Origin of the sequence: Methylotenera sp. (assembly GCF_030653755.1) — a bacterium.
Lineage (GTDB): Bacteria > Pseudomonadota > Gammaproteobacteria > Burkholderiales > Methylophilaceae > Methylotenera.
In genome coordinates this window covers 1-21736 of record NZ_JAURYU010000052.1, presented here as the reverse complement: position 1 = coordinate 21736, position 21736 = coordinate 1, and the positions used below count along the sequence as shown (strand labels likewise).

12 protein-coding genes are annotated in these 21736 nt (G+C 41.9%); 6 read left to right on the top strand and 6 right to left on the bottom strand.

Annotated features, from left to right (window positions below):
• Positions 1 to 16: 16 nt before the first annotated feature.
• A complete protein-coding gene (locus tag Q7U33_RS11025; RefSeq protein ID WP_304860862.1) occupies positions 17 to 2107 on the bottom strand; it encodes a diguanylate cyclase domain-containing protein in 2091 nt (696 codons plus the stop codon).
• A gap of 396 nt (positions 2108 to 2503) precedes the next feature.
• Here Q7U33_RS11025 and Q7U33_RS11020 point away from each other — a divergent pair, with 396 nt between their 5' ends.
• Positions 2504 to 3055, top strand: a complete 552-nt coding sequence (locus Q7U33_RS11020; RefSeq protein ID WP_304860859.1) for a hypothetical protein — start codon at positions 2504 to 2506, stop codon at positions 3053 to 3055.
• Between the two features lie 43 nt (positions 3056 to 3098).
• On the opposite strand, the gene Q7U33_RS11015 is transcribed toward Q7U33_RS11020, so the two are convergent.
• Both Q7U33_RS11015 and Q7U33_RS11010 read right to left on the bottom strand, forming a co-directional pair.
• Complete coding sequence (locus Q7U33_RS11015; protein ID WP_304860857.1) at positions 3099 to 3662, bottom strand: hypothetical protein; 564 nt, start codon at positions 3660 to 3662, stop codon at positions 3099 to 3101.
• A gap of 52 nt (positions 3663 to 3714) precedes the next feature.
• Positions 3715 to 5619 carry an ATP-binding cassette domain-containing protein gene (locus Q7U33_RS11010; RefSeq protein ID WP_304860855.1) on the bottom strand — a complete coding sequence of 635 codons (1905 nt, stop codon included), beginning with the start codon at positions 5617 to 5619 and terminating at the stop codon, positions 3715 to 3717.
• 286 nt (positions 5620 to 5905) lie between these two features.
• Here Q7U33_RS11010 and Q7U33_RS11005 point away from each other — a divergent pair, with 286 nt between their 5' ends.
• From Q7U33_RS11005 to mfd, 4 genes are all read left to right on the top strand, one after another.
• Positions 5906 to 9856, top strand: a complete 3951-nt coding sequence (locus Q7U33_RS11005) for a YhdP family protein (protein ID WP_304860852.1) — start codon at positions 5906 to 5908, stop codon at positions 9854 to 9856.
• 56 nt (positions 9857 to 9912) lie between these two features.
• Positions 9913 to 10788, top strand: a complete 876-nt coding sequence (locus Q7U33_RS11000) for a carbon-nitrogen hydrolase family protein (protein ID WP_304860850.1) — start codon at positions 9913 to 9915, stop codon at positions 10786 to 10788.
• Positions 10789 to 11197: 409 nt separating this feature from the next.
• Positions 11198 to 12673 carry a metalloprotease TldD gene (gene tldD / locus Q7U33_RS10995; protein ID WP_304860847.1) on the top strand — a complete coding sequence of 492 codons (1476 nt, stop codon included), beginning with the start codon at positions 11198 to 11200 and terminating at the stop codon, positions 12671 to 12673.
• Positions 12674 to 12767: 94 nt separating this feature from the next.
• A complete protein-coding gene (gene mfd, locus Q7U33_RS10990) occupies positions 12768 to 16208 on the top strand; it encodes a transcription-repair coupling factor (protein WP_304860844.1) in 3441 nt (1146 codons plus the stop codon).
• 75 nt (positions 16209 to 16283) lie between these two features.
• Here the strand turns inward: mfd and Q7U33_RS10985 are convergent, their stop codons facing one another.
• A complete protein-coding gene (locus tag Q7U33_RS10985; RefSeq protein ID WP_304860841.1) occupies positions 16284 to 16808 on the bottom strand; it encodes a hypothetical protein in 525 nt (174 codons plus the stop codon).
• A gap of 504 nt (positions 16809 to 17312) precedes the next feature.
• On the opposite strand from Q7U33_RS10985, the gene Q7U33_RS10980 reads away from it, so the two are divergent.
• The gene (locus tag Q7U33_RS10980) at positions 17313 to 19268 is read left to right on the top strand and encodes a bifunctional diguanylate cyclase/phosphodiesterase (RefSeq protein ID WP_304860839.1); all 1956 of its coding nucleotides are present in this window, start codon (positions 17313 to 17315) and stop codon (positions 19266 to 19268) included.
• Between the two features lie 291 nt (positions 19269 to 19559).
• Here the strand turns inward: Q7U33_RS10980 and Q7U33_RS10975 are convergent, their stop codons facing one another.
• Positions 19560 to 21227 carry a ShlB/FhaC/HecB family hemolysin secretion/activation protein gene (locus tag Q7U33_RS10975; protein WP_304860837.1) on the bottom strand — a complete coding sequence of 556 codons (1668 nt, stop codon included), beginning with the start codon at positions 21225 to 21227 and terminating at the stop codon, positions 19560 to 19562.
• Between the two features lie 116 nt (positions 21228 to 21343).
• Positions 21344 to 21736, bottom strand: a 393-nt coding sequence (locus Q7U33_RS10970; RefSeq protein WP_304860835.1) for a hypothetical protein, incomplete at its 5' end; no start/stop codon positions are given.

The window sequence follows — 21736 nt, the reverse complement described above, 5'->3', positions numbered from 1 at the left end:
GTTTTTTAAGTATTATTTAAGATTGAGGTTGCGCACAAATCGCTGTGTTTTTACCAGCACTCTTAGCTTGATATAAAGCATCATCCGCGTCTGCCACAAGCATTTTTGGGTTATTTCCTGCATTAAAAGACAATGCAATACCTACACTCGCCGTCACAGACACTGTGCTTTCCATTAGCATAATAGGTTGCGAGATAGAGGCTATTAACTTATTAGCAACCTCCATCGCCTCTGACTGCTCTGTAATATCCTCTAACACAACAACAAACTCATCCCCCCCCAAGCGAGCAACAGTATCTTCACCACGTGTATGAGCGATTAAACGTTCAGCTACCACTTCAAGTACGCGATCGCCTGCTTGATGTCCGTAATGGTCATTAATTAGTTTGAACCCATCTAGATCAACCATCAACACTGCAACCAAATCGCCCGTCCGTTTTGTACGAGATAACGAATGACTCAACCGAGCATTAAACAAAAGGCGGTTAGGTAGTTTAGTTAAAGGGTCATGATGGGCTAAAAACTCAAACTGATCATGCGCTAATTTAGAAGAGGTAATATCTGCAAATACTGCAATGTAATTTTTCACTTGGCTTTTAGCATCTAGAATAGCACTGATTGTTAGCCATTCAGCGTATGTTTCACCACTTTTTCGCCGATTCCACAATTCTCCTTGCCAGTGACCACTTGCATTTAGAGACTCCCACATGCGACCATAAAAAGCTTTATCTTGCCTGCCTGAACTAAGCACGCTTGGATTTTTACCACGAACTTCATTTTCATCGTACCCTGTAATTTTCATAAATGCAGGGTTAACTGAAAGGATATTGGCCTTTGCGTCAGTGATAATAATCCCTTCAATCGTATTATCAAAAATTGAAGCCGCCTGTTTTAACTTACGCTCCGAGTGTTTTTTATCAGTTTCATCTTGTATCGTTTGTACATACCCTAACAGGTTGTTATCTTGATCTTGAATTGGCGCCATTCGCACATGTAGCTCAAACATTTCGTCGTTGATCTGATGCGCTAAATCATACTCATAACTCTCGCCATTTTGCACTTTTTCTAAGGCGACAAGTAGATTGTCCACAGGCATATTCGCCTTGCTAAATAACGATTCAATGTGTTGTCCGTCTATTTTCTCATGGGTAATACCGAATAAATCGGAGGCGGCAGGATTCAAATATCGTACTTTTTTGTCAGGATCGGCAATAATCAAACTCACGCCAAGTGATTCATGCAACACCGCAGAAAGTACATGTCGGTCATCCAACTCTTTTCGGATACGAACAATATCATCCGCTTGTCTTTTAATAATCGTATTAAGCATATGTACATAGTGGCTCTCAATTTTTTTCACTACGTCATGCTCAGTCATCAGACCTTCTAATATGCCTTGATCATTCACTACAACCAAAGTGCGTATTTTTTGCTCACGCATGCGCTCTATCGCAAAGTAAATTGAACGCTTACTATCTATACAAACAACAGGAGAAGTCATTGCATCTGCTAATAACATGCTGCCATTTGCATGATCCCGCCCTAGCCTCACTAAATCGCGCTCGGTGATAATGCCAATCGGCTTATTTGCTTCAGTAATCACAATCCCGCTTGCATTAGATTTAACCATCGAAATAATCGCATCGTTTAGCGTGTCATGCTTGGCGAGCGTATGAATATTCTTATGCATGATATTTTCAACGACTTCCTGTCCAGAAAGTACGTCAAACCCCAGCATTTTCATAAAGTCGTTATCTGTGGCAATACCATATAAGTCACCTTCACTATCCACAACAATTAAGTGACGCAGATTTTTTTGCGCGCAAAGATGGTATGCCTCATATAGATCAAGATGTGTAGGTGCAACTACAGGAATATCACTCATGACACGACTAATAGATGTGGTCGCGGTGTTCAATAAATCAGGAATAATACGTAAGGCATCTCGCTCGGTAAAAATGCCAACGGGGCGTTTCCCCTCAACCACCACAATCGAACTGATATGATGGCTAGCCATCATTTCTAACACATCAGCTAATACCGTAGTCTGCGATACGCTGATTGGATTAATTGTGCAAATTTCTTTTAACGAGATTGAGGTTTGCATAAGGTTTTATTATCACTTCCTAGAAGTTATTATTTTCATATTTATCAAACATTTACAATGCACATGTCATTCTATGAGGTTTTGGCTTGGGGTGCTATAGACTATGGTATACATCATCACCATAGCGACTAAGATAACAAACTTATCCGTTTAATTTTGTAGGCAAGGATGCACACTAAAAATCACTGAATTTAAAAGTTAGAAGTTAAGAACTAATCTCAAACTAACTTTCGTTACTCGAATTTAAAACCTAATATCTTTCATTAAGCGACGACAACTCGGTTAATGAAGATTCTCACCATAAAACTGTCACGTTAATTTCATATTGATTAAGTAGCATTCTACTCATGAATGCTTACATAGATTTTATGCTCACAAAGATATTATTGAAAATCATTGAAATCAGCTGAGATAACGACCATGGTGTATGAAAAATCCAGGCTCGGTTTTAATGAATTTACCAATAACAAACGTACCTTAGGTGTGCGTGAACGTCAGGTATTGCTACTGGTGAATGGTGTGCGGAACTTAGATGATTTGAATAAGTTCTTTAAAAAAGACTTATTACTAGACACTATCAAAAAACTTGAAACGGAAGGCTATATTCAACTGCCATATGGGCAACAAAGGCCGCCTGAATTTGCAAACACATTCCAAAATCCACTTGTTTTGCAGGATATACCAAGCAAAACAGAGCCAATCTGCTCAACAAAGATGGCAACCGTGAAAGCTATTCTGATAGAGGCTACCGATGACTACCTTGGCATTATGGGACGAGGTATTAAAGCCAACATTGAAACCTGCGACAACGAAAATAACTTAAGACAAACAATTTCAAATTGGCACATGGCGATGCGAGAATCCAAACTGGGGCGTGAATCTGCAAGCTTTTTAATGGAGCAGATTCACAAAGCCCTAGAGGGGGAAACAATCAGTGCTGAAACTTAGCACAATCCCATCATTAAAATACCATTAGATTGCGCACTACTTACTAAGCGCTCTCAAACGCCTCACACAACTGGCTTAGCAACTGACCAAAAATCGGCAACACTTCTTCCATCGTATGCGGGCTATCATCGTCCGTCCCAGCAACCACAAGTGCAATCACTAATTTATCTACGTTCTCTCTAAATTGCGTCCAGTGCTCGGCTTCTGCATCCGCAATTAATTGGAATTTACTAAAGCCTGACTCTACAATTTCAATTAACTCGGCATCTGGTAAACCTGCGAATAGCGTTTTTGCTATGGTTATTTGCGTAGCTTGGAAATCAGGCTTGATATTCTCTTGCACTAGGGGCGAAGTAAAAAATGCATAGGTCAATAATGCAAATGCTTGGTACACACTCAACATGTCAAAATTTTCACTACGCTCAGCCAGTGGTGAGCGGTCAGCTGATTGAATCGCCTTAAACGTAACATAGCAGCTTAAATAATCAGCCGCATTCAACGCATCATAATCATCTAGATTAGTATTAGGGGTTTCGTCATCGCGGTGTGTCGCAGCCAAGCATAAACCATGCATGAGCTTTAAACGTTGTGAATACGTCATTTCCATCTTTGCAGTCCTTATTAATCTTAAATAAAACGGGGTTTAATCCAGCCATTCATTAATCTAAAGCTGGAATCGCCTCTAACATCTCGTGTAATGTGAGCCAGCGCTCTTCTGCGGATTCTAATTGATTCGTTAACGTCGCTTGTGTTTTTAAAAGTTGCTGCAATACCGATTTATCAGCACTGGTGTAAAGATCGGCATCATTCAACTGCTCATCACACAATTTTTTATCCGTTTGCCACTGTGCCATATTGCGCTCTATTTGCTCAAGTTCTTTTAATAGTGGGCGGCGTTCTAAAATTCTAGCCTGGCGCTCAGCTTTATTAGCGGCACGATCATTTTTATTAGGCTTATCTGTTGCAACCACCTGATTTAGCTTATTTTCTTTAATACGTTGCTCGTTCAGCCATTGGCCGTAGTCTTCTAAATCACCATCAAACTGCGTAGCTTTGCCATCTGCCACTAAAATAAACTCATCACAGGTCGCTCGCAGCAAGGCTCTATCATGCGACACTAAGATAACGCCACCTTCAAAATCCTGTAAGGCCAGCGTCAGCGCATGACGCATTTCTAAATCCAGATGGTTGGTTGGCTCATCGAGTAATAACAAATTAGGTCGCGTCCAAATCAACAATGCCAACGCTAAACGCGATTTTTCACCACCAGAAAAATTAGCACAAGGTGCTCTAGCCATATCGCCTTTAAAATCAAAACCACCTAAATAATTAAGATGCTCTTGCTCACGTGTGAGTGGGTCCAGCTTCATCATGTGTTGCAACGGTGAATCATCAGGACGCAGTTGCTCAAGCTGATGTTGTGCAAAATAGCCAATATTAAGGTCTTTGCCTTCTACCCGTTTGCCGCCAAGCGGTGCAAGTTCATGCGCTAATAATTTTATGAGCGTGGTTTTACCTGCGCCGTTTTTTCCTAGCAAACCGATACGCTCACCTGGCCTAATCGCCAATTCAATATTGCTAATCAATGGTTTGTGCTGATAGCCCACGCTCATATCATCCAACACTAGCAAAGGGTCAGGCGCAGCAATTGGCGCTCTAAATTCAAACGAAAATTGTGAATCTACGTGTGCAGCAGAAATCATCTCCATACGCTCAAGCGCTTTAATGCGGCTTTGTGCTTGGCGGGCTTTAGTTGCCTGCACACGAAAGCGATCAATATAGCTATGCAAATGGGCTACTTTACGTTGCTGTTTTTCAAACATGGCTTGCTGTAATGCCAGTTTTTCAGCACGTTGGCGCTCAAAATCAGAGTAACCACCGCGATAAAGCGTTAATGTCTGCTGCTCAATATGTGCAATGTGGTTCACAATGGCATCTAAGAAATCTCTATCATGCGAAATCAATAACAGCGTGCCGCGGTAACTCTGCAACCAGCTTTCAAGCCAAATGACGGCGTCTAAGTCTAAATGGTTAGTTGGCTCATCGAGCAGTAGCAAATCGGAACGGCACATCAAAGCACGCGCCAAGTTCAAACGAACACGCCAGCCACCTGAAAAAGTTGATACAGGCTGTTGTAGCGCTGTTTGACTAAATCCTAAACCATTCAGTAACTCAGAAGCACGCGCTTTTGCACTGTAGCCATCTATATCAGTTAAACGCTGATGCAACTCTGCAATGAGTTCACCTTGATGGTTCGTCTCTGCGGCTACTAACCCTGCTTCAATTTCACGTAACTCAGCATCGCCATCCAGCACAAACTCAATCGCGGGCATAGCTAGTGCAGGCGTCTCTTGCGCAACATGTGCCACCACCCAGCTTGCTGGCATTTCTAAATCACCCTGCTCAGGATGCACCTCGCCCCGCAGCATGGCAAAAAGAGACGATTTACCCGCCCCATTAGCCCCCGTTAAACCAACTTTATGGCCAGGATGAAGCTGCATGGATGCGCCTTGAATTAAAATTTTAAGGCCGCGCGTTAAAGTAAGTTGTTTAAATTGAATCAAGAGATAACCATATGAATTAAATTGAACAAAACTGGTCAATTACAGTGAGCGTCACCCAGTAAATTGGTTAGCATAATGAAGCGTCACCATTACGTGTTGCTAACTCGACAAGTTCGTTATTCTAAATGATTAACGTGCATAGTCTTAAACACTCTTTTACTTTTAGGCTAGATTTGTGAAAATTTACGCAGTTTTACAGTTGCTCCGCCCTGATTATCAATCTATACACGCAATATTCAAGTAAAATGCAGGGCTGAACATATTAAAAATAAAACCCACATTATCAATGGTTAAAAAATCTCTACTTTGGGTTTATCGAGCAATACTTTGGCTAGCTGGCGTGTCAGCTGTTATCGTAGTTGCTACCGCACTCACTATTCATTTCTGGCTGATGCCAAATATCGGCCAGCATAAAGATGAAATTGCCAGTTTTGCTAGCAAATCATCTAATCAAAAAATCACCATCGGTGACATCAAGACCGACTGGCAAGGCATTAATCCACATTTACTATTAAGTAATATCGATATTTTTGATGCACAAGACCGCACTGCACTACAGTTAAAAAATATTGATGTCGCTTTGTCATGGCTAAGTATTCCACTGCTAGAGCCGCACTTAGCTGAGCTCATCATTCACGACACAGAGCTCACCATACGTCGCAATACCAAGGGCGAAATTTTTGTTGCAGGCATTAGTACCGCTGGAGAATCAAAACCTGAGTTAGCCAATTGGTTGTTAAGACAAAATAAATTAGCCATCACCAATGCTAAAGTGCTTTGGTTAGACGAACTGAGAAACGCGCCTGAACTAAGTTTAAATAACCTCAACTTAGAGATTTTAAGCCCGCCGTGGAGAAGCTTAGTGAGAAATCACAGCTTCACGATCAGCGCATCACCATCAGTCGGCAGTATCTATCCAGTACGCTTAAGTGGTAGCTTTTATGGAAGCGATATCAGTAAAACTAAAGACTGGGATGGCAAAATACGTTTACAACTAGAAAATGCTGATTTAGCTGCCTACAAAGCATGGGTAGATTACCCAATGGATTTAAGAACGGGCACAGGTAGTACAAATGTCTTGATGAGCTTCTCGAATCACCAAATTCAATCAATCAACAGCCATATTGCTTTAAAAAACATACAGCTACAAACAAAGCCTAACCTTGCGCCATTAATGCTCGATAAACTATCTGGCAACATTGTATGGAAAAATCTAAACAAGAACAGACTACTAGGTACTGCAAGCAAGTTCGGCCAGTCTATAAGTGTAAGCGAGCTGGATGCCAGCACAGTTAATGGCTTTAATATCAAAGCGCTATCAGCTAACTATACCCAAACAGTTAAAGGTGAACAAAACTTTAATCTAAGCATGCCAAGCTTAGGGTTAACTAACATTCAAACAACACTATCGCAGTTACCACTTCCTGAACAATGGTTAGCATCTATCAACGCTACCAACCCACAAGGAGAGTTAAAAGACCTGAGCATCATATGGGAAGCACAAAACAATGTCACAAAAAACTACCAACTCAATACTAAATTTAATCGCTTAAGTTCAACTGCTTACGAAAACATACCTGGTTTCAATAATCTATCTGGTGAGCTTAACGCGAACCAAAAATCGGGGCTTCTACTGTTAGATACACAACAGGCTCATCTGGATATGAAGGGCATATTACGTTGGCCAATCCCTTTTAATACACTTGAGGGAAAAATCACTTGGAACATCGATCAAAAGCAAACAAAAATTAATGTTAATTCATTAACGATGAATAGCCCGCATCTATCTGGCACTGTTAATGCAACTTACTTGATGGAAGAAAAAAAAGGTGTGGGAAAAGATGGAAGCAAAGATGGCTACCTTGATTTAAAAGGGAAGTTTAATAACGGCAATGCACAATATGCCAAATTTTACTATCCAACCATGTTAGGTGAGACCACGCTTAATTGGTTAGATACCTCAATACTAGAGGGTACTGCTAACGATATCAATTTAACGGTAAAAGGCCGTTTAGCAGACTTTCCGTTTGTGGATAGCAAAAATAATCTAGACACCAAAAAGGGGGTATTCAGAGTAACCGCAAAGGTCAGCGATGCTCTTTTAGAGTACGGCACAGGTTGGCCTGCCATCGAAAAATTAGGTTTAGACCTTCTATTTGAAGGTAAGCGCATGGAGCTTAATGCGCATACGGGACGTATATTTGGCAATCAAATCATTAAAAGCAAAACAACCATCGCGCAATTAGACGCTGACTACCCTATCCTCAATATTCAATCTGAGCTCCAAGGGCCAGTAAGTGAAGGGATTGTTTTTGTGAACAAAAGCCCAGTACATAAACTCACGGAAGGCTTTACTGATAATCTTAAAACCAGTGGCGCAGGTAAACTTAATTTAGGCTTAAGTATTCCATTAGAAGACTTAGATGCCTCTAAATATAAAGGGCTATATCAAATTACCAACGGAAAAATGGAAAGTGAAGACATCCCAGCACTGACCCAAATTAACGGTAATTTAGAGTTCACAGAAAGTAGCTTGAGCGCTAAAAATATTAAAGCCTTGGCTTTTGGCTCCCCGCTTACTTTTAACTTAAGCACAAATAAAGACCAGTCCATACGAATACTGGCAAGAGGAAAACTCAGTGATAGCAGCATCAAGCAAATACTAAAAGAGCAATCACTGGAAAAAGTGAGTAACTATATCAGCGGTGGCACTGATTGGATTGGCGACATTCTAATTCAGAAACCACGCACCAACATTAGTATCCGCTCGGACTTAACAGGCATAAGCTCTGGCCTACCAGCGCCATTTAATAAACCTGCAAACCAAGCACTAAGCCTGCGTATTGATAAAAAACAAGAAGGTAATTTAAGTAACACTTTTATCAACCTTGGCAACAAAGCTAGTGCAAAAATCACCAGCACCTTAAACGACGGCAAGTTTGAATTGAATAATGCCAATATCAATTTGGGGGGCGACATCAAAGTTGAGCCTTCAATACCTAATGAATCAGGCAAGCTAGCCGGTATTTCTTTAACTGGCAACTTAGATTACCTGAACGCTGATGCATGGCGTTATGTGGTGAAGAACTTGTCCGACTCATCGGAGCAACAGCCTAATCTGCCAATTCAAAAAGTTGCACTATCCATTAAAGCGCTCGACATCTTTAACCGACGCCTTAACCAAGTTAACATCACTGAGCTGAACAACACAGATAATTTGCGTATTGCTATTCAAAGCAAAGAAATTACAGGCGACTTGCAGTGGATAGACCATAAAAATGGCAAGCTGATTGCTCGTTTAAGCAACCTCACTATTCCAGAACCTGCACCAGACCAAATGTCAGCGCCAAGTGACACTACAGACAATGCCAATATCAAACAATTTATCAAGTTAGAGCAAGACTACCCAACGTTAGACATCATTGCGGAAAATTTTGAGTTTAATAAAAAAAACCTAGGGAAATTAGAGTTAATCGCTTACCCAGAGAACGACAACTGGGATATGCAGAAAATAAAACTCAGCTCACCTGAAGGTTCGATAAGTGCAGAAGGCCAATGGAATAACTGGGTAAGAAGCCCCAATACTTATCTTAATATCAACTGGGATATTAAAGATTTAGGCAAAACACTGACTAGACTAGGTTATGCCAACACCATCAAAGATGGCGAAGGTAAACTTAGTGGCCAGCTACATTGGCCAGGCAGCCCACATCAATTTAATACAACAAGGCTAAGTGGTGAACTTAAGTTTGACGTGCGTAAAGGTCAAATCTTACAAGTTCAGCCAGGGGTAGGAAGATTGCTAGGCTTACTCAGCCTGCAAAGCTTACCAAGACGCCTGACATTGGATTTTAGAGATTTGTTTAGTAATGGCTTTGCTTTTGATAAAATCAATGCAACCGTTAAAATTGAACGAGGCATTATGCGCAGTGACAATTTTAAAATGGCAGGCCCAGCGGCCGATGTCAGTATTAAAGGTGAAACAAACCTCCAAAAAGAGACGCAGCATCTTTTTGTTAACGTTTCCCCTAGAATTAGTGATAGCATTTCGCTTGCGGCCTTGGCTGGCGGGCCCCTAGTCGGTGCTGTGGCATTTTTAGCGCAAAAAGTGCTAAAAGACCCTTTTAACAAAATCGCATCGACTGACTATGAAATCATTGGCACGTGGGATAACCCACAAGAAGTAAAGTCTGAGAATGAACCTAAAAATAATGAAAATAACCCGCTAATCAATTAAAAATAAGCACCTATACTTAAGCATTAAAAAGAATTTAAAAACTGTTTGGATATCATATGGCGATTACCTCCCGCGTAACAACTACCAAAGCTAAACTCAGCAGCCAGAGTGCAACAAAAGGTATTATTAAAATGGCTGGCATTCAGATGGCATCTGGCCCCTATGTAAGTGCCAACCTCAGTGAAGCTGAACGTCTAATTGAAATTGCCGCTAACCAAGGTGCAAGGCTGATTGTATTACCAGAGTACTTTGCCATCATGGGCTTAAAAGAATCTGACAAAGTAGCTGCGCGCGAAGAAGATGGCAAAGGTCCGATTCAAGACTTTTTAAGCAAAACTGCGAAAAAACATAAAATCTGGCTGATTGGCGGCTCTGTTCCGTTAGTGAGTAACTTTCCAAACAAAGTACGCAATAGTTGCTTAGTGTTCGATGACAAAGGTAAGCAAGTTGCACGCTACGATAAAATTCATCTGTTTGGCCTAAAACTTGGTAACGAACATTACACGGAAGAAAAAACGATTGAAGCTGGCGACACAATTAAAGTAATTGATAGCCCGTTCGGCAAAATTGGTTTATCCATTTGCTATGACTTACGTTTCCCAGAGCTATACCGCGCCATGGGAGAGGTCAACATCATCGTCGTGCCTTCTGCATTTACAGATACCACAGGCAAAGCCCACTGGGAAAGCCTGATTCGTGCACGCGCAATAGAAAACTTAAGCTATGTAATTGCACCTGCACAAGGTGGATACCATATTTCAGGACGTGAAACACATGGCAATAGTATGATTGTAGACCCGTGGGGCGTCGTGCTTGATCGTTTACCGCGCGGCTCAGGGGTTGTCATGGCAACCATGAACCCAAAATATCAGGAAAGTTTAAGAAAAAGTTTGCCTGCATTGAAACATCGCACTATTAAGGTTGTCGGATAAGCATACTCCCCTCGATTCCATTGCATTACATCGACGCTACTTGGCTAAGGAGTAAGTTTTAACTGGAAAATTACGCAACTAATTTACTATAGCTAATCTCACAAATAACGTCATATCAGCGAGACCGTGGAGGTCTTCACCGCTCCACTAAGCACTAAAGTGCTAAGTGGAAGCGCGAAAGGTTGGTATTCAGTCAAGGTGATGATCAGAAATGATTGTTTATTGTTAAAAAGCTAGTATTCACGTGACTTGGATTCTGACCTCCGTCGGAATGACGACTGCGAACGCTGAGATTTCAATCTACAAATACTGCCATTAAGTAGAGGACTAGCTATAATCAATCTTGCTTATTAATTAACCTTGCTGACATATAGCATTTGCTTACCGAATACTTATTGAAAATAAACTCATGAAAACTGAATCATCACTACCGCATACCAACCTTATCAAAGGTTCGCATTTTGATGCCGCTACCGAGGCATTGCTCGCACCTGCAAACTTAGATGTAGCGAAACTACAGAATGTACTCGCGGACATGATGTCTCATCAAATTGACTATGCTGACCTATATTTTCAATATAGCCGTAGTGAAAGCTGGGGGCTAGAAGAAGGTCAAGTGAAATCTGGTAATTTTTCAATCGACCAAGGGGTTGGCGTACGCGCTGTTAGCGGTGAGAAAACAGCTTTTGCCTACTCGGATGATATTAATCTAAAAGCGTTGGTAGAAGCAGCTAAAGCCACAAAGTCGATATCGAGTTTGGGTAATGAACAAACTGCAAGTGCTATCATCAAGCCACAGACACCGCAGTTATATCTTCCACAAGATCCGATTGCCTCACTCTCAGCAGATGCAAAAGTAAAACTTTTAGAGCATTTAGAATCTATTGCAAGAAAACTAGACCCACGCATTACGCAAGTGACTGCATCAATTGCTGGTGAGTATGAGGTCATTATGGTGGCACGCCATGATGGCGTGATGGCTGCAGACATTCGCCCTTTAGTACGTGTTGGCATTAACGTCATTGCAGAAAGCAATGGTCGCCGCGAGCAAGGTTCCGCAGGCGGTGGTGGCCGTTTTGATTACAGCTATTTCACCGATGAAGTTCTACACGACTATGCACAAAAAGCAGTGCACCAAGCGCTGGTTAATTTAGATGCGCGCCCTGCCCCAGCTGGCAGCATGACCGTCGTATTAGGTGCAGGCTGGCCAGGTATTTTATTACACGAGGCAATAGGCCACGGTTTAGAGGGTGACTTCAACCGCAAAGGCAGTTCTGCATTTAGCAATATGATTGGGCAGCAAGTCGCCGCAAAAGGCATTACCATTGTTGATGACGGCACGATTGCAGACCGTCGCGGCTCACTTAGCATCGATGATGAAGGCAACCCTACCAATAGAACCGTGTTGATAGAAGACGGTATTTTACGTGGTTATATTCAAGATACATTAAATGCACGCCTCATGAATATGCCGCTTACAGGTAATGCGCGCCGTGAAAGCTACGCGCATATTCCAATGCCGCGCATGACCAATACTTACATGCTAAATGGCACGCTACCACCTGAAGAAATCATCAAATCTGTGAAAAAAGGCTTATACGCGGCTAATTTCGGTGGTGGTCAGGTCGATATTACTAGCGGCAAGTTTGTATTTAGTGCCGCAGAAGCTTATATGATTGAAGACGGTAAAATTACCTACCCAGTGAAAGGCGCAACACTCATTGGCAATGGCCCTGATGTGCTGAAACGCGTCTCCATGATTGGTAACGACATGTCACTAGACTCTGGCGTGGGCACTTGTGGCAAAGAAGGACAAAGCGTACCAGTGGGCGTTGGGCAACCAACCCTGAAAATTGACGGCTTAACAGTAGGTGGCACGGCCTAAATTAACGTAAAATTTATAACGCAGATTTTATAACGGTTAGTTGCCAACAGCCGTTATAATCTGCCCTTTCTCATCGCAACAAAATCATAACCCCATGACGCAGAACACCCTGCCTATTCCCAATAAAGGCCAAGCGAATCGGCTAACGCTCAAAAACAGTGGTGAGGATGCCTATGCACTCGCCATGTTAGCAACGCAATCCAAGGCGCAGAAACCTAATCAACCATTAGTGATTATCACTGCGAGTGGATTTGACGCGCAAAGACTATTAGAAGAAATCCCCTATTTTTCGCCAGATTTATCCGTGCATTTACTGCCAGACTGGGAAACATTGCCGTATGACCAGTTTTCGCCACACCCAGATTTAATTTCAGACCGCCTCACCACGCTCTACCATATCGCCCAAAACGCCTGTGATGTGGTGATTGTACCGTTGGCAACAGCGCTCATTCGCTTAAGCCCTAAGGCTTATTTAAGTGCCAATACCTTTATGCTCAAAAAAGGGCAAACACTCGATATTGAAGCACTGCGTATGCAATGCGCAGAAGCGGGTTATCACCATGTCACACAAGTGATCTCTCATGGTGAGTTCAGTGTACGCGGTGGTTTGGTAGACTTATTTCCAATGGGTTCTGCACTGCCGTATCGTATTGACCTGTTTGACGATGAAATTGAAACCATCCGCACTTTTGACGTAGATACTCAGCGTAGCCTTTATCCAGTGCCTGAGATAAGATTATTGCCTGCGCGTGAGTTTCCGCTGGATGAAACAGGGATTGCCCTATTCCGTAGCCAATTCCGTGAAACATTTGAAGGTGACCCACAACGCGCAAAAATCTATAAAGATGTGAGTAAAGGTGTCGCCTCTGGTGGTATTGAGTGGTATTTACCCCTATTTTTTGAACAAACCGCCACACTACTTGATTATTTAGCAAATGACAGTCTGCTATGCCTGCATGGCGACCTAGATTCAAGTGCACAACAGTTCTGGCGGGAGGCGCAATCTCGCTACCGCACATTAGCGCATGATGCTGAGCGCCCACTATTGCCGCCAGAAAAACTGCTCATTAAAACTGAAGACTTTTTCAGCACTACCCATACTTTTGCCAGAGTGGTACTCACTAGCGGCACCTTAGAAGCAGGAAAAACGACCAGCACACTGCCTGCACTCGATATTGAGCGTCGTGCAGAGCATCCACTACATAAATTAACCGCCTTCATCAGTCAATTTAAGGGCCGCATTCTGATTGTGGCTGAAAGTCTTGGCCGTCGTGAAACCATGTCGCAATTGTTTGCAGAACATGGCTTAAAAGTCGCCATCTGCGAAACTTGGGTTGAGTTTCTAGCCAGTGATGCGCATGTGATGTTAGGCGTCAGCTCACTGCATAGTGGTGTCGCTTTTAAAGATATCCATGCACAATCGATTGCTATCATTACTGAAGCAGAGCTATATGCTGCCACCGTGCGCCAGCAGCGCCGTCGCGAGAAAGAAAAAGCCCGTAGTACAGAAGGCATGCTCAAAGACTTATCTGAGTTACGCATCAACGACCCTGTCGTGCACGAACAGCATGGTGTAGGCCGCTACAAAGGCTTGATTAACCTTGACCTAGGTGAAGGTGAAACCGAGTTCTTACTGTTAGAGTATTACGGTGACGATAAGCTATATGTGCCAGTGTCACAGTTATTTATCATCTCACGTTACTCTGGTGGACCGCCAGAATCTGCCCCATTACACCGTTTAGGCAGTGGCAGTTGGGAAAAAGCGAAGAAAAAAGCCCTGAAACAAATCCGCGATACTGCGGCTGAGTTACTGAATCTTTATGCGCAACGTGCCGCAAGGCGTGGTCATGCATTTACCTTAAGCCTGCAAGATTATGAAGCATTCAGCGAGGGTTTTCCGTTTGAAGAAACGCCAGACCAACTAGAAGCGATTGAAAACGTCATTAAAGACATGCAATCAGGCCGCCCCATGGATAGGTTGGTATGTGGCGATGTTGGCTTTGGTAAAACCGAAGTTGCACTACGCGCGGCATTTGTTGCCGTCATGGGTGGGCGTCAGGTTGCAGTGCTAGTGCCGACAACCTTGCTTGCCGAACAGCATTTCAATAACTTTAGTGACCGCTTTGCCGAGTGGCCCATCAAAATCGCAGAAATCTCACGTTTCAGAACAGCCAAAGAACAGGCTGAAGCTTTACGTGGGCTAGAAGCTGGTGAAATTGACATTATTATCGGCACCCACCGTTTGATTCAAAAAGACGTGAAGTTCAAAAACTTAGGGTTAGCGATTCTGGATGAAGAGCATCGCTTTGGCGTGCGTCAAAAAGAGCAACTCAAAGCCTTACGTGCAGAGGTTGATGTACTGACGCTCACGGCAACGCCTATCCCACGTACATTGAGTATGGCAATGGAAGGTCTGCGTGAGTTTAGTGTGATTGCCACACCACCACAAAAACGCTTGAGCATTAAAACATTCCATACGGAATATTCAGAGGGCATTATCCGCGAAGCGGCGACCCGTGAGTTTAAACGTGGCGGCCAGGTGTACTTTCTGCACAATGAAGTAGACACGATCCATTCCATGCGTGAAAAACTTGAACGTATTCTGCCAGACGCGCGCATTGCCGTTGCACACGGACAGTTACGCGAACGTGAGCTAGAGCATGTGATGCGTGATTTTTATCACCAACGTTACAACCTATTGCTTTGCACCACCATTATTGAAACTGGTATTGATGTGCCAACGGCTAATACTATCATCATGAACAAAGCCGACATGTTTGGCCTAGCGCAAATGCATCAACTGCGTGGCCGTGTTGGGCGCTCACATCATCAAGCTTACGCCTACCTGCTCACGGAAGCTGGCCGTAAAATCACCGTACAGGCACAAAAACGCTTAGATGCGATTCAATTAATGGAAGATCTTGGCGCAGGCTTCCACCTTGCGATGCACGACTTAGAGATTCGTGGCGCAGGTGAATTACTTGGTGACTCACAAAGCGGTGAAATGCAAGAAATTGGCTTTAACTTATATGCCGATATGCTGAACCACGCCGTGAAACAACTGAAAGCTGGCAAAGAGCCAGACCTAAATGCACCATTAGGCGTGACCACAGAAATCAATCTACATACCCCTGCACTACTCACCAATGAGTATTGCCCTGATGTGCATGAACGTTTGGTAATCTATAAACGCCTAGCTAATTGCAACGATGACGATGCATTAGATAACTTGCAAGAAGAACTGATTGACCGCTTTGGATTACTACCAGAGCAAGGTGAAGCACTGCTGGCATGCCACCGCCTGCGTATCGCCGCTAAACCGCTAGGTATTATTAAAATTGATGCTTCGGATGCTGCAATTCAATTGCAATTTAACCCTAAGGCAGATATAGACCCATTGAAATTAATTAACCTATTACAGCGTGACAGAAGATGCCGTATGAATGGGCCAGATAAACTCAGGGTTTCAGTAGAGTTTGAAGCGATTAATCTACGTGCAGATTTTGTGAAAAGTTTACTCAAAGAGTTTGTTTAAAGATACTTGCGAGACGCTGGCTTTAACATTCACTGAGACTTAACATTGTAAAACGACAGAAAGACTTAAATCAGCTTAAGTCGTTTTTGCAGTCTTATTAGCGTCTGCATTTTTTAGATTCTCTTTCACAATCCTACGAATTTTAGGAACCCTATACATATCTGCTGAAACAATCATTAGTATCTCTCCTTTTCCGATTCTTTTTTTATATTGCTTAAGATCTGTATTAAAGATATTTACGCCTAAAAATGCCGCACCTATCGCAGTAAATATAGCACCCAACGAAATGGTCACCATCAAAACAACATACCAAGGTGATTGACTGTACCAAGTAGGCGAAGTGGTCAACCAGCTTGGGAAAAACAAAACATATAAACCAGCTAACAAACCAAAGCCCATGCCGTACAGCAGTCCCTTTTCCCCCTCATGAAGAAGATTGCTACCTTCAACTGCGTTTGCTACATTTAAATCAGCTAAATCAGTCTCTTCGTTTGCTAAGAAATGAATATCTTTAATCTCGACCAACTCAGCAAGCAATGCACCTCTGACTTGAATAGAAGCTTCCAAGTTTGGCATCATAAATTCTATTCTTGTTTTCATATGCTACTCCTTAGTGCTATTACTCAGCGATTGCCTGTGGTTTTTGGAGATTAGATATTATTTAAACCATATCAACAACTTAGCTAAAATAACATTAATATCTGTAACAGCGATTTCATCTTACTTTGCTAGTGATTATGTATAGTGTTTATAAAGCTACTCTATTTATTACTTCTTTTATCTTGTCACTTGATTCGTGCTGAATCATCAATACCAAGATGACGGCCGTCATCATTATTTCCGATGAATGTGATAGCATTCTCTAGAAATGTATTGACCAATATTGAAATTAAAAGCACTCCTTTAATACTGTTGGCATCATCAATCGCTTAAGTGCAATGTGTGTAGTCTATCAATCCTTATCATAATTTATCTACCTATCAATATTTAATCTGTACGCTACCAAACATTGCAACCACTTTCAATATCACAGCGTAAAACCAAACCTTGTCACAATATAAAATCAATCTACAATGCAATATATATGTCTAAAAAGGCTCAGTAGTGAATCAGCTGTTCAATAAAATAATATCTAAGCTAGATTTAATTGTCTTACGCATCGTAGCTATCTATCTTGCATTCGGCTTGCTTTGGATAGTTGTTACTGACTCTGCGCTGTTTAAGCTCATTGCTAATCATGAGGAGCTCTCACTGCTTAACACCTATAAAGGTGTTGCCTTTATTTTAGTCACGGCGGTTATTCTTTATTTACTGTTCCGAAAAACCCTACGTCAACAAAAACTCATTGAACAATCATTACAAGCAAGTGAAGAACGCTGGAAGTTTGCACTTGAGGGCTCTGGCGATGGCGTATGGGATTGGGATATTCCTTCTGACCATGTTTTTCGTTCTACACGCTGGCATGAAATTTATGGCTACGCTGAAAATGAAATAACACCTACTGCAACTGCTGGTAGAGAGTTAGTACATCCTGATGATCTCATTACATTATTAAGTGATGTACAAGACTATTTTACTGGGGACAAAGAAATCTATACTTCTGAGTTTCGTCTACGCTGTAAAGATGGCTCATGGAAATGGACGCTAAGCCGTGGCATGGTAGTCAGCAGGTCTGAAGATGGAAAGCCAATCAGGATGATTGGCACACATACTGACATCACTAACCGCAAAACTTCAGAAGCCCAAGTGACGCATTTAGCCCACTACGACCAATTAACAGGATTACCAAATCGTGTGCTATTTCTTGACCGTTTGAGACAAGATATTAAAAAAGCACAGCGGACAGGGCAATCCGTGACGCTCATGTTTTTAGACCTAGATAAGTTCAAAGAAGTGAACGATTCACTTGGTCACGACATTGGGGACATGCTATTAAAAGGTGTTGCGCGACGCTTAGAAAGTTGCGTGAGAGAATCTGACACTGTGGCGCGCATGGGTGGCGATGAGTTCACGATTATTTTAAGTGATATCAATAGCCAAATAAATATCGAGCGTATCGCACAAGACATTCTAGATAAAATGACCACGCCATTTCATCTTGGCGATGAAGTCATCCATATTTCAACCAGTATCGGCATTAGCAACTATCCTAAAGATGGTAATGAGGTAGAACTGCTACTCAAAAATGCAGACCAAGCCATGTACGCGGCTAAAGAGCAAGGTCGAAACCGTTTTCAGTATTTCACACCGATCATGCAAGAAGAAGCATTAAAGCGTATGCGCTTAATCAGCGATTTATGGGGTGCTTTAAATGACAACCAGTTTAGAGTGTACTATCAACCGATTGTAGACCTTGCGACAGGCGCAGTGTTTAAAGCAGAAGCGCTGATACGCTGGCAACATCCAACGCGTGGTTTAGTCAGCCCCAATGAATTTATTCCAGTGGCTGAAGATACTGGCTTAATTGTGGATATTGGCGATTGGCTTTTTAATGAAGTTGCCAGCCAAACTGCAAAATGGAAACAACGCTACCCTAACCTGCAAGTAAGCGTCAATAAATCACCTGTTCAGTTTAGAAGTGTGCACGATAATTGCACTAATTGGATAGAACAGTTAAAGCTATTAGGGTTGTCGGGTGAAAGTTTTATTGTCGAAATTACTGAGGGTTTGCTGCTAGATGCTAGGGACTCTGTAATTAACCAACTGAACGCATTTAGAGAAGCTGGGATGAAAATCGCGATTGACGATTTTGGCACTGGGTATTCATCACTAGCTTACCTACGAAAGTTCGATATTGATTTCGTTAAGATTGACCGCTCATTCACCTCTAATATCGCTCCCAACTCTAGCGATATGGTGTTGTGCGAAGCGATTATCGAAATGTCACACAAACTTGGCATGAAAGTGATTGCTGAAGGCGTAGAAACTAATGAGCAACGAGATTTGTTACGTAGCGCTGGATGTGATTTTGCACAAGGCTATTTATACTCCAAACCAGTGACTATTGATGAATTTGAAAGTCTTCTTGATGCTACGCAATCCAGTTTTTCATTGAAATAGTTGTCGCATCAATTAGCCGTTTAGCATTAAATTCAGTATATATAATATCCAAAAACTTAGCATGTCGAAAATTTAGCATGTTATGTATTTTCATTTATTAGTTGATTAGGATATTAGCTGTAATCAAATAAATGTAAGACCGCCCTAATACTAATACTCTTATATTCTTTATAGTGATTAACGATAGTTCTCCTAACCATTCGCTAATTCCGTAATAACTACTCACAATAAAAAACCCTGATCTTTTCAAATCAGGGTTTTTTGATTAGCTAGCTACTGCTTAAAAATATATTAGAACTTGTATCTTGCACCTGCCCAAAACATAGGTTGGTAATCTTTAGTATCTGATAAAGGATTGCCGCCAACATTTCTCCAAGCAAGGCTGGTATCTGCAGTCCATGATGCAGTATTAAACCTCAAGCCTAAACCTGAGCCCGCAACGGTTCTACGATTATCACCATTAGAAAACTCATTATGGTTAAATTTGATAGTGCCAATATCATAAAATGCATAGGGTGTGAATTGATTAATGTCGTAGCGTAACTCTAATCGAGCTAAACTACCTTCATCACCAAAACCCTCACCACTTGGGTATGCTCTTACGCCATTGATACCGCCGAGACCAAACTTCTCAGATGAGTCTAAATTATCAGAAGCAACTTGCATGGATAATCTACCCAAAAATGAAAAATTACCAGGCAATGCCTGTAATCTGGCAATGTCAAAGTTATATTTATCAAATGTACCTTCTGTTTTAGCAGATTGCCTATCAACCGCAGATAGGCTGCTATCTAAATTAAGGTCACCATGCGTCCAACTCACACTACCATAAGTAACGCCACCACCAAACAACTGATCAACCAAATCGAAACTCAAGCTAATTGGTAATGAGTTACTGTATTTTGAATCCCGCTGATCTGATACACCTTGATTATCTTGTAGTTTTTTGTGCTGATAATTCGCACCAATAGTAAGGTTAGCCGTTTGACTTCGAATAATTGGGTAAGATAAGCCCATACTTGCTACTTGTGCCGTACCAGTAGCATCTAGTACTGCGAACTCTTTACCAAGGTCATAAGACGTATGTGCATAACCAAAGTTTGCTCTTAATCCAGAGCCACCTACAGGTAAGCTATAATTCACAGAACCTAACCATAAGTCTTCTTCAGAATATAATGTGCTTACACGTAACTGATCACCAAATACAAATGGACTATTTACATACAAGTTGACTGAACCACGTAAACGACCTGTGTAGCGGTTGCCGTAGTTATCTATCCCAATATCACCACCATACTTTTTATCTGGCACAACACTTACATCCAAATCAGCAGTACCAACTTTTTCACCAGGACTCACGACTGGTGTTGCTTTATAGCCTGGTTGATCAGACAGAATTAGGATTGTCCGCTCAAGCTTACGACTATCAATCACATCACCAGTCTTTAAGTAATCTAAGAATTTCTGAGCCCCTTTTTGGGCTTTTGCATCCGTACTATTAATCGTAGAGTTGTTATACCTACCCTCAATCACCTCAATGTTTACTTTTCCATCAGTCATCGACTGTGCTGGAATATAAGCACGTGCAAAAGGGTAGCCATGACTACGATAGTAAGTCGTAATTAAATTAGCTAAGTTTTTTATTGCGGCTAGATCATAAGATTTACCTGCATAATCTCCAATTACACCCAACAATACTTCATCACTATAAACAGTATTGCCACTTAGCGTAATTGTTTCCACTACAACTGAAATACCACCCGCTATATCTTCTTTAATTTCGGGTGCTTTAACATCAATCTCAATGGATTTCTTAGGTAAGGCAGGAGGTGTTATTGAAAGCTCTTGCAACGTACGGCCTGCGTCAGGTTGTGGTTGAACCTCACCAGCGACTAATAAGCCTGTATAGGTTGACATTGCTAATAATGTGATTGGAACTAATTTTTTATTTTGCATCATTGGCTTATCTATTGATTAATATTTAAATTGAATACATTTTACACAAAAAAAGCTCACAAAAGCCATCTATATAAAGATGATTTAAGTGAGCTTTGTTCATTACATCATTGCGTTAACTATTGTGGAACATTAATACCGTTACCAAAGTAGTTAATCACCAGTGCACGTGCATTTTTAACTGGACCTTTTTTCTGCTCTGGCGCTTCTTCAGTCATATTTTCACCTGCGGCAGTAGGCGTATCATCTAAGCTGACATAATTAATATTTGAAATGTCATTTAGACCAATACTGCCTCGCTCCGCAACATTAGTGTTTTGCGCGTCGGTCCTAGCACTATTGTCATCTGTACTATCAAGCTCTGTTAATGGTGGTTGTACTGGGTCAACTGGGTCAACTGGGTCAACTGGGTCAACTGGGTCAACTGGGTCAACTGGGTCAACTGGGTCAACTGGGTCAACTGGGTCAACTGGGTCAACTGGGTCAACTGGGTCAACTGGGTCAACTGGGTC